General features: G+C 38.6%; 10 protein-coding genes. 7 read left to right on the top strand and 3 right to left on the bottom strand.

Annotated elements, in window-relative coordinates; all coding sequences use genetic code 11:
* Nucleotides 1–129 precede the first annotated feature (129 nt).
* The 5 genes from rpmH to mnmE all read left to right on the top strand — a co-directional run bounded on the left by rpmH (nucleotide 130) and on the right by mnmE (nucleotide 4,217).
* A complete protein-coding gene (gene rpmH / locus KPC_RS15540) occupies nucleotides 130–264 on the top strand; it encodes a 50S ribosomal protein L34 (RefSeq protein ID WP_000831329.1) in 135 nt (44 codons plus the stop codon).
* 31 nt (nucleotides 265–295) lie between these two features.
* Entirely contained in the window at nucleotides 296–688 is a 393-nt protein-coding gene (rnpA, locus tag KPC_RS15535; RefSeq protein WP_121975268.1) for a ribonuclease P protein component, read from the top strand.
* Nucleotides 689–699: 11 nt separating this feature from the next.
* Nucleotides 700–1,020, top strand: a complete 321-nt coding sequence (gene yidD / locus KPC_RS15530; RefSeq protein ID WP_121975267.1) for a membrane protein insertion efficiency factor YidD — start codon at nucleotides 700–702, stop codon at nucleotides 1,018–1,020.
* A gap of 5 nt (nucleotides 1,021–1,025) precedes the next feature.
* A complete protein-coding gene (gene yidC, locus KPC_RS15525; RefSeq protein WP_121975266.1) occupies nucleotides 1,026–2,756 on the top strand; it encodes a membrane protein insertase YidC in 1,731 nt (576 codons plus the stop codon).
* A gap of 96 nt (nucleotides 2,757–2,852) precedes the next feature.
* Nucleotides 2,853–4,217 (top strand): tRNA uridine-5-carboxymethylaminomethyl(34) synthesis GTPase MnmE, encoded by a 1,365-nt coding sequence (mnmE, locus tag KPC_RS15520; RefSeq protein WP_121975265.1) that lies wholly within the window; start codon nucleotides 2,853–2,855, stop codon nucleotides 4,215–4,217.
* Between the two features lie 57 nt (nucleotides 4,218–4,274).
* Here mnmE and KPC_RS15515 read toward each other — a convergent pair whose 3' ends face one another.
* Nucleotides 4,275–4,904: a cation transporter gene (locus KPC_RS15515; RefSeq protein WP_121975264.1), complete on the bottom strand. Its 630-nt coding sequence runs from the start codon at nucleotides 4,902–4,904 to the stop codon at nucleotides 4,275–4,277.
* A 63-nt stretch (nucleotides 4,905–4,967) separates the two neighbouring features.
* Here KPC_RS15515 and KPC_RS15510 point away from each other — a divergent pair, with 63 nt between their 5' ends.
* Together KPC_RS15510 and KPC_RS15505 are read left to right on the top strand one after the other, a co-directional pair.
* The gene (locus KPC_RS15510) at nucleotides 4,968–5,366 is read left to right on the top strand and encodes a Cd(II)/Pb(II)-responsive transcriptional regulator (RefSeq protein WP_121975263.1); all 399 of its coding nucleotides are present in this window, start codon (nucleotides 4,968–4,970) and stop codon (nucleotides 5,364–5,366) included.
* 86 nt (nucleotides 5,367–5,452) lie between these two features.
* Nucleotides 5,453–5,815: a NirD/YgiW/YdeI family stress tolerance protein gene (locus KPC_RS15505; protein WP_121975262.1), complete on the top strand. Its 363-nt coding sequence runs from the start codon at nucleotides 5,453–5,455 to the stop codon at nucleotides 5,813–5,815.
* Between the two features lie 22 nt (nucleotides 5,816–5,837).
* Here KPC_RS15505 and KPC_RS15500 read toward each other — a convergent pair whose 3' ends face one another.
* Complete coding sequence (locus tag KPC_RS15500; RefSeq protein ID WP_121975261.1) at nucleotides 5,838–6,728, bottom strand: LysR family transcriptional regulator; 891 nt, start codon at nucleotides 6,726–6,728, stop codon at nucleotides 5,838–5,840.
* A 177-nt stretch (nucleotides 6,729–6,905) separates the two neighbouring features.
* On the bottom strand, nucleotides 6,906–8,204 hold the full coding sequence (salA, locus tag KPC_RS15495; protein WP_121975260.1) for a salicylate 1-monooxygenase: 1,299 nt from the start codon (nucleotides 8,202–8,204) through the stop codon (nucleotides 6,906–6,908).
* Nucleotides 8,205–8,580: the final 376 nt, after the last annotated feature.

Raw genomic sequence — 8,580 nt, 5'->3', positions numbered from 1 at the left:
GTTCATAAATGTAGAAATGAATAAAAATAGTGCGAATATATAAAAGAAAAGCGCATATTCATTGACAGCACAAACAATGCACAATACAATCGCGAACCTTTATACAAAGATCATTTTTGGAGTTTCAATATGAAACGTACATTTCAACCATCTGAATTAAAGCGTAAGCGTGTTCATGGTTTCCGTGCTCGTATGGCTACTAAAGCTGGTCGTCAAGTGTTAGCTCGTCGTCGTGCAAAAGGTCGCCATAGCTTAACTGTTTAATATAAATAGTTAATGCTACGACTTGGGTGTTATGACACTTTATAGTTTTGGTACAGATGTTCGTATACATTGTGCCTCGGATTACAAAAGTGTGTTTGATGGTGCGCTTTTTAAAGTGCATCAACCCCATTTCTTATTTTTAGCAAAACCGACTGAACAGCTGAAAAGCCGTTTAGGTATTGTTGTTGCTAAGAAAAAAGTGCGCCGTGCGCATGAAAGAAATAGAATAAAACGCCTTGCTCGGGAAAGCTTTCGCTTACACCAACAGCAAATCGACTTATTAGATATTGTTGTTATGCCTAAAGTTGGTATAGAAGCAATATCAAATGCTGAATTGCATCAGCAGTTACAATTTGCTTGGCAGAAATTACAGCGTCAGGCTAAAAAGCATCATAAAATAGCCGTTTCTTCTCCTCATAAATAGAGATATGACCAATGGTTCGTTTTTTGCATTGGTTGATTCGTTTCTATCAAATTGCGATTAGTCCGCTGATTGGGCCTCGTTGTCGTTACATTCCAACTTGTTCTCAATATTCGTTAGAAGCGATTCATACACACGGCGCGATGAAAGGAACTTGGCTTGCTGCGAAGCGCATTTGTCGCTGTCACCCCTGGGGTGGGCATGGTTTTGATCCTGTACCTAAAAAAGCAATTCGTTTTATTTCATTTCAGCAAATAGATTCTCAAATGCTTCACATTGCTGTACCCTTTCGTGAACATTTAATGGTACAACATCACTCTAACCACTTGGGGTAATACATATGCAACAATGGGCCAGGTTTGCAATTATCGGGGCTATGCTAGTCACCGCTTATTTGCTTATTTTGGCATGGCAAAAAGATTATGGTAATCAAGCGCCTACAGTTCAGGAAAAAACGGCTGTCGTCGCACATGATGTATCTGCAGATTTGCCTAATGCTCAAAATCCAGCGGCATCTAGCGATGTTCCGCAAGCAAGTACTGCGACAACACAAAGTCCAGCTACAACAAATACCACTGCGAATCAAAATCTGATTTCAGTGAAAACTGACCTTTATCATCTTTTCATTAGTCCAAAAGGTGGTGATATTGTTCGTGTTGAATTACTCAATCATGATCAGTCCAAAGACAGTAATCAGCCTTTTGTAATGCTTGAGAGTGATGCAAAACGTACTTATGTTGCTCAATCTGGTTTAATTGGTGCTAATGGTCCAGATAGTAGCCGTGCTGGTCGTCCAACATATGTGACTGAAAAAACTGATTACACTCTGTCAGATGCAAAAGATGTGAATAAGGACGGAAAAACCGAAAAAGTTTTATCTGTCCCAATGGTATTCAAGACTGCAGATGGTGTTGAAATCATTAAAACGTATACCTTTAAACAAGGTGATTATCCAGTGAATGTCAGCTATCAGGTGGTGAACCGTAGTGCGCAAAACTGGCAAGGTCAGATGTTTGGTCAATTGAAACGTGATGACTCAGAAGATCCAGGTAAATCATCACAAGGTATTTTTACTCTAGGCACATTTTTGGGTGGTGCTTGGGGTACGCCTGATGAACATTATAACAAGTTGAAATTTGCTAATTTTAATGAAGATAAACTCAGCACTGAAGCAAAAGGTGGTTGGGTGGCAATGGTTCAACATTATTTTGTGAGCGCTTGGATTCCAGGTCATTTTGGTAATCAGGAATACACAGCAAAACTTGAATCGCGTAAGTCTGCTGATGGCATGAATATTATTGGTTTTACATCACCAATGATTAATGTTCCTGCTGGTAAAGCCATGACAGTTGATGCAACTTTCTACTCAGGTCCAAAAATCCAGTCAGAGTTGAAAGATTTGGCTGTTGGTTTAAATCAGACTGTAGATTATGGCTGGTTATGGCCGATTGCTAAATTATTATTTGCTGGTTTGCAATTCTTCCATAACATCGTTGGAAACTGGGGTTGGTCAATCATTCTATTAACGGTGGTTGTTAAACTGATTCTTTGGCCATTATCGTCTAAGAGCTATCGTTCTATGGCGAAAATGCGTGTGATTGCGCCAGAAATGCAACGCATGAAAGAAGAGTTTGGTGAAGATCGCATGCGTTTCTCTCAAGAAATGATGGCGCTTTATAAACGTGAACAAGTAAATCCTCTTTCTGGGTGTTTACCACTTCTGATTCAAATGCCGATTTTCCTAGCATTGTATTGGGTACTGATGGAGTCTGTAGAACTTCGTCATGCACCTTGGATGCTTTGGATACAGGATTTGTCTGCAATGGATCCATGGTTTATCTTGCCATTGATCATGGGCGCGACCATGTTCATCCAGCAAATGTTGAATCCTCAGCCTGCTGATCCAATGCAAGCGAAAGTATTTAAAATCATGCCGATTATGTTCACGGTATTCATGTTGTTCTTCCCAGCAGGCTTGGTACTTTACTGGATTGTGAACAATACGATTACGATTACCCAGCAATGGTTTATCAACAAGAGTGTTGAAAACGCCAAAAAAGAAGCGGCTTAATTGATTTAAACAAAGTTAAGCAATAGCTGAATAAATCCGCTTAAGATGGTAATCTTAGGCGGATTTTTTATTGACTTGAAATAAGAGATAAACTGGATGATGAATACACCTGCTCAAACCACAATTGCTGCAATTGCCACGCCACCTGGTCGTGGTGGTGTGGGGGTGATTCGCCTTTCAGGCTCAAAGGCGTATGCAATTGCAGAATCTTTGACTCAAAAAACATTGCCTAAGGCACGTATGGCAGGTTTTCGCCAGTTTTATGATGAGCATGGGCAGGTTATGGATGAAGGATTGGTGATTTGTTTCCCAAATCCAAACTCATTTACTGGTGAGGATGTCGTAGAACTCCAAGGTCATGGTGGACCTGTGATTCAAAATGCCCTGCTTGCCCGTTTACTGGAGCTAGGTGCAACAGCAGCAAAAGCTGGTGAGTTTTCCCTGCGTGCTTTTGAAAATGGCAAAATGGACTTGGTTCAGGCTGAAGCAATTGCCGATTTGATTGATGCAACTTCTCAAGCGGCTGCACGTTCGGCTGTGCGCTCTTTACAAGGCGCATTTTCAAATAAAGTAAATACTGTTTTAGAAAAATTGATCCATTTACGTCTGCATGTGGAAGCTGCGATTGATTTTCCAGAAGAAGAAATCGACTTTTTGGCGGATGGGAAAATTTTAGCTTTGCTTGAAGATGTACAGTCTTCTGTTAAAGCTGTTCAGCAGTCTGCCCGTCAGGGACAGTTATTGCGTGAAGGTTTACAGGTGGTTATCGCAGGCAAGCCCAATGCAGGCAAATCCAGCTTGTTAAATGCCTTGGCAGGAATTGAACGTGCCATTGTGACGGATATTGCTGGAACTACGCGAGACGTTCTGCATGAAAAAATCACTTTGAATGGTTTGCCGATTACCCTGACAGATACCGCAGGTCTTCGTGAAACTGGAGATGTGGTTGAGAAAGAAGGTATCCGCCGTGCGATTAAAGAAATTGAGCAGGCGGATCTATTGCTTTTGGTTTATGACTTAAGCCAAGGTGATGACCCCTTAGAACTCGCTAAAAATTATTTTGCTGAACATATTGAACCTAAACGTCTAATGTTGATTGGTAATAAGTGTGATCTGACAGGTCAAGCACCCCAGTTAAACGATTATCAGGGTTTTAGACAGATTACTGTTTCAGCTAAGCAGGAAATGGGCGTACAAGCGCTTATAGAGGCGATTACAGCGCATGCAGGCTTTCATCCTGAAGAAGATACCTTTATTGCCAGAACGCGCCATTTAGATGCAATGAAGCGTACTCAACAGTATCTGGCTGAGGCTCGTGTACAGTTAGTTGAATATCATGCGGGTGAGTTGGTTGCCGAATCGCTACGATTAGCCCAAAATGTCCTCGGAGAAATCACAGGTGACTTTAGCGCTGATGATCTTTTAGGAAAGATTTTTGGATCGTTTTGTATTGGCAAGTAACAGTTCATTTATTTAAAAACCAGTAATCTAAAATTTTTAAATTATTGGTTTTATTATCTATTCATGCTTTGCGTGTAAATGCATTGTTTCTTTTCGTTCGATGATGGCAGTTTTGATAATCCGATAACCCGCACTTAGCCCTAAACTTGCCATAATCAAGGCAACGATCAAATCAGGTAAAACACTGCCTGTACCAAATACACCAATTGCGGCAAAAATCACGGCAACATTGCCAATCGCGTCATTACGGCTACAGAGCCAAACTGATTGCATGTTTGAATCACCTTCGCGAAAAGCATATAAAACCACGGCAGCAATCACGTTAACAACCAGTGCCAGAATACCAATAACACCCATAGTGATTGCTTCGGGTGGGATACCTTGAGTATATGCATATAAAGTTTTTATCAGTACAACCAGTCCAAAAGTAGCCATCGTCAAGCCTTTGACTAAGGCAACGGTTGCCCGCCAATATAGGCTCATTCCTAATACAGCCAGTGAAATGGCATAATTTACTGCATCACCAAAAAAATCCAAGGAGTCAGCCCAAAGCGATACAGAATTTGCATACATCCCACCGATGAGTTCAACAAAAAACATGCTCAGATTTAAAATAAGGGCAATCCATAACGCTGTTCTAAATTTGCTGTTGGGTTTAACTGGTTCATGACTACAAGAACATGCCATTTCAATGCTCCACTATTTGTACTATTCTTATTCAAAACTATGGACTAACTCCAAGGTCAAGCCATGAAAAATTATTTAATCCATGAATTGGCAAAACAGACTCAGCTTAGTGTGGATAGCATTCGTTTTTATGAGAAAAAGAATCTGATTGAGCCGAGTTTTCGGGCAGTTAATAATTATCGGTACTATGATCAAGAAGCATTAAAAAGGCTTGTTTTTATTAAACGTTGTCGTGCTTTGGATATGTCTTTGGATGAAATATCTCAGTTGATGGAACTCATTAGACATCCAGAACAAGGATGTCAGGTTGTTGATCAACTGGTTGAACAACATATTTTGAAAGTAAATGAAAAAATAAGAGAGTTGCAAAAATTTCAAAGCGAATTACAGCAATTAAGACAGCTTTGTCAAAACGATACCACAATTGACCATTGCCAGATTATTAAGCACTTAGCCGATTAATTTAAAAAATATTACACTTTAAATTATTACTTCATTTAAAAATTAGTTATTTTAAATTTTTATGATTATGAGGTTAAGGGGGAATAATGAAAATTAGATCTATATTATTTGCGGTGGGGATATGTTCTGTTTTCTCAATGAGTACTTGGGCAAAAGAAGATCACCAGATTATTGCAGAAGCTGAAAATAATCATATTACCATTGCCGAAGCAAAAAAAACTGTTGATGAAACAGCAGTTACATTAACAGGAGATATTGTTCGACAAACCAAAAAAGAACATTATGAACTGAAAGATACAACAGGCAGTATCATCGTTGAAATAGATGATGACTTGGCAACTCCTGCCCAATTGAAACCTGGTACACAGATACGTGTGATTGGAGAGGTTGATTCACACCGTCATCGTCCTACGGATATTGATGTAGTGAAGCTGGAATTTATACGTTGATTCATTTTTCTGACAAATATTTTTATAGTTTTTCAAAGATTTGTTGCACTGTTTGAATGAGCCATCTTCTGGCAACAACGTCATCACTACGTTTAAACCAGTTTTGGCTAACAACAAATAAATCTGTTTTGAAAGGGAGTTCGAAACAGTTTACATCGGAATTTTTTAAATAATATTTGGCAGCCCTTGAGGGCAAAGTGACCAGTAAATCAGTTTGCTCCAGTACACCTTGTAAAACACTAAAGTGTGGTACTTCCAAACCAATATCACGTGATCTGCAAAGTTCTTTTAATGTTTTGTCGACCTGTATATGACCTGTTGATGATTTAATGGCAACATGCTTTTCTGACAGATACTGTTGCATTGTTAGTTGTTCTTTGATGCGAGGATGATCTTTTCTGAGTAAACATACATAGCGCTCTTCAAATAATTGATGTGTTTCAATATTTGGCATATGGGTATGCTGGCGATTAAAAACAGCAATATCCAGAAAACCATCTATGAGCCAGTTTTCTACTTTATCTGATTGTATTTCTTCAACTTCAATTTTTATATTGGGTGCATGTAAAGCCAAATGTGCGATGAGACTCGGTAATAGGCAAATCTCGCCAATATCAGACATACCAATCCGAAAAGTCTTGTGTGATGTACGTGGATTGAAATCCTGCACTTCTGCAATAGCTGACTCAATATTATAAATAGCTTGTTTAAAGGTTGGGTATAGTTCCTGAGCAATCTTGGTCGGTTCAACTCCAACCCGACCACGAATAAATAAACGGTCTTGAAGTTGTTGCCGTAATCTATTGAGGTTATAAGTCACCGAAGGTTGACTCAGATTTAAACGTTCTGCAGCATGACTGATATTTTTAGTTTCGTAGATAGTGACAAAAACACGAATGAGGCTTAAGTCCATTTGATTGCCTTACTAATGGTGTGTGGGTATTCATCCTAAATACCCACACTGGGTGAAATCACCCAAAACTAAAATGCTTCGTTTAGGTTGCTATACAAACTTCATATATGAAATCCGAATAACAGACCTGATGCAAGAAAAATCCATTTTTTGACGAAACGAAACATTTTAGGACACCTACAGCGCGTAGGATTCGGTGGGCTGTTGACTGAGTAAATCATGTTGAAGCTGGATTTTAGCCTCGGCTATATCCTGCTCTATATTGTGATTCCATAACCAGTCAAAGCGATGTTCTAAATGCTCTCCAATTGAGCTGAAATCGGAAAATTCTGCTGAATAAAGTTCATAAATTTCGCCAGATTCACGTGATGTTCGCTGCACATTACATGCTCGTTCTAGACGAATTTTTTGATAAATATCAGATATTTTACATAGAGAGTGAATGTCAATATTGGAGTTTGAAAATAAATGCGCGAGTAAAGCAGCATCTTCTAAGCCCTGACCTGCTCCTGCTCCTTGATGTGGTAACATGGCATGCGCTGCATCACCTATAATAATGATCCGGCCCGATTTACTTTGATATGAATTAAGTTCCTGTATTTCATGTAATGCCCAAACTGTGGGATTATCGATCAGATTTAATAATGCTTTGCAGCTATCACTCCAGTCTGCAAAATCATCTAGCATTTGCTGTTTGGAAACTGTTTTAGTCCAAGGTGTATCAGGAGCGAGTATAGGATTATTACGGTTAGATTTGAATGCGACAATATTAATTTCCTCACCCTGACGGATTGGGAAGGTTAAAATATGCTTATCTTTGCCTAGCATCATTTGTGGGACATCTGCAATTTCAGGATCAGCTCCTAACTTTTGAATTGCATTTTTATAATCCTGATATCGAATAATTCCCCTATATGCCCAAGTGCCCGAAAAAACTGGTTTTATAATAGGTAAGTTGTGGGACCGTAGCACATGTTCCCGGACAGTAGAGTGAATGCCATCAGCACCAATGACATAATCACAAGTTATTTTTGCACCATCTTGAAAAGTTAAAGTAATTTCTTGGTTCTCTTCATGAATAGACAGGATTTTTTTTGCGAAATGTGAGTTTTTGATCGGCATCTTAGAGACAATGGCATCTAAAAAATCAGCCCGATGTACTGAAGATTGGCCAACATTTTTTGCTATTGATGCTGAAAGGTATTCATCCGTATAACCATTGCGCCATTGAAACCAGACATCAGTGTAAGGTGCTGCAACCTTATCTGCGATTGTGTGATATTCATTAGCCAAATCTAGTAGTTCAATGGCTTTAACAGCATTTGCACCGAAAGAGATACCTGCACCAATTTCAGAAAATTGTGCTGCTGCTTCATATAGATGTACATCAAGATGGGGATATTTAACCAACTGGGTTGCGAGAGCTAATCCTGCAATGCCACCACCAATAATGGCTATACGTACAGGTTCATCCATGACCTGACTCCTTCAAACTTGTTCGTAACCGACTTTTATATTTGTCCAGTTTGAAAGAATAATCCAATTGATATTTTTACAATCAAGTTATTTAAATATTAAATAACTAAACTGAGGTTTAATAATTTCTAATTAAAAAAATCTTTAGATCCACCTCATTTTTAACTAATTTGAAGTCAATAGATGTCTGTTGTTAAAAAGTTATAGTCACTTTCTTCTGATCCGATCATATCAAGATATAAAACGTATTTTTTTATTCGTCGGTTAACTTGTTTAAAAAACTTTAAAGACTTTATGACGCTATTTTAGTTAAAATTAATAATTGAATTTTAACTTATTGATTTTATTTTTAATGCTTTTTTAAAGTGATATAGAT

The sequence above is a fragment of the Acinetobacter stercoris genome, from assembly GCF_900323515.1.
GTDB classification, from domain to species: domain Bacteria; phylum Pseudomonadota; class Gammaproteobacteria; order Pseudomonadales; family Moraxellaceae; genus Acinetobacter; species Acinetobacter stercoris.
Note: the sequence above shows the minus strand (reverse complement) of the source record. Positions and strands in the feature narration are given on the sequence as shown.

Bases quoted from the DNA above. Each gene is read 5' to 3' on its own strand.
- KPC_RS15500 (WP_121975261.1), bottom strand. From the start codon at position 6,728: ATGGACTTAAGCCTCATTCGTGTTTTTGTCACTATCTACGAAACTAAA.
- yidC (WP_121975266.1), top strand. From the start codon at position 1,026: ATGCAACAATGGGCCAGGTTTGCAATTATCGGGGCTATGCTAGTCACC.
- rpmH (WP_000831329.1), top strand. From the start codon at position 130: ATGAAACGTACATTTCAACCATCTGAATTAAAGCGTAAGCGTGTTCAT.
- KPC_RS15510 (WP_121975263.1), top strand. From the start codon at position 4,968: ATGAAAAATTATTTAATCCATGAATTGGCAAAACAGACTCAGCTTAGT.
- KPC_RS15505 (WP_121975262.1), top strand. From the start codon at position 5,453: ATGAAAATTAGATCTATATTATTTGCGGTGGGGATATGTTCTGTTTTC.
- KPC_RS15515 (WP_121975264.1), bottom strand. From the start codon at position 4,904: ATGGCATGTTCTTGTAGTCATGAACCAGTTAAACCCAACAGCAAATTT.
- yidD (WP_121975267.1), top strand. From the start codon at position 700: ATGGTTCGTTTTTTGCATTGGTTGATTCGTTTCTATCAAATTGCGATT.
- rnpA (WP_121975268.1), top strand. From the start codon at position 296: ATGACACTTTATAGTTTTGGTACAGATGTTCGTATACATTGTGCCTCG.
- mnmE (WP_121975265.1), top strand. From the start codon at position 2,853: ATGATGAATACACCTGCTCAAACCACAATTGCTGCAATTGCCACGCCA.
- salA (WP_121975260.1), bottom strand. From the start codon at position 8,204: ATGGATGAACCTGTACGTATAGCCATTATTGGTGGTGGCATTGCAGGA.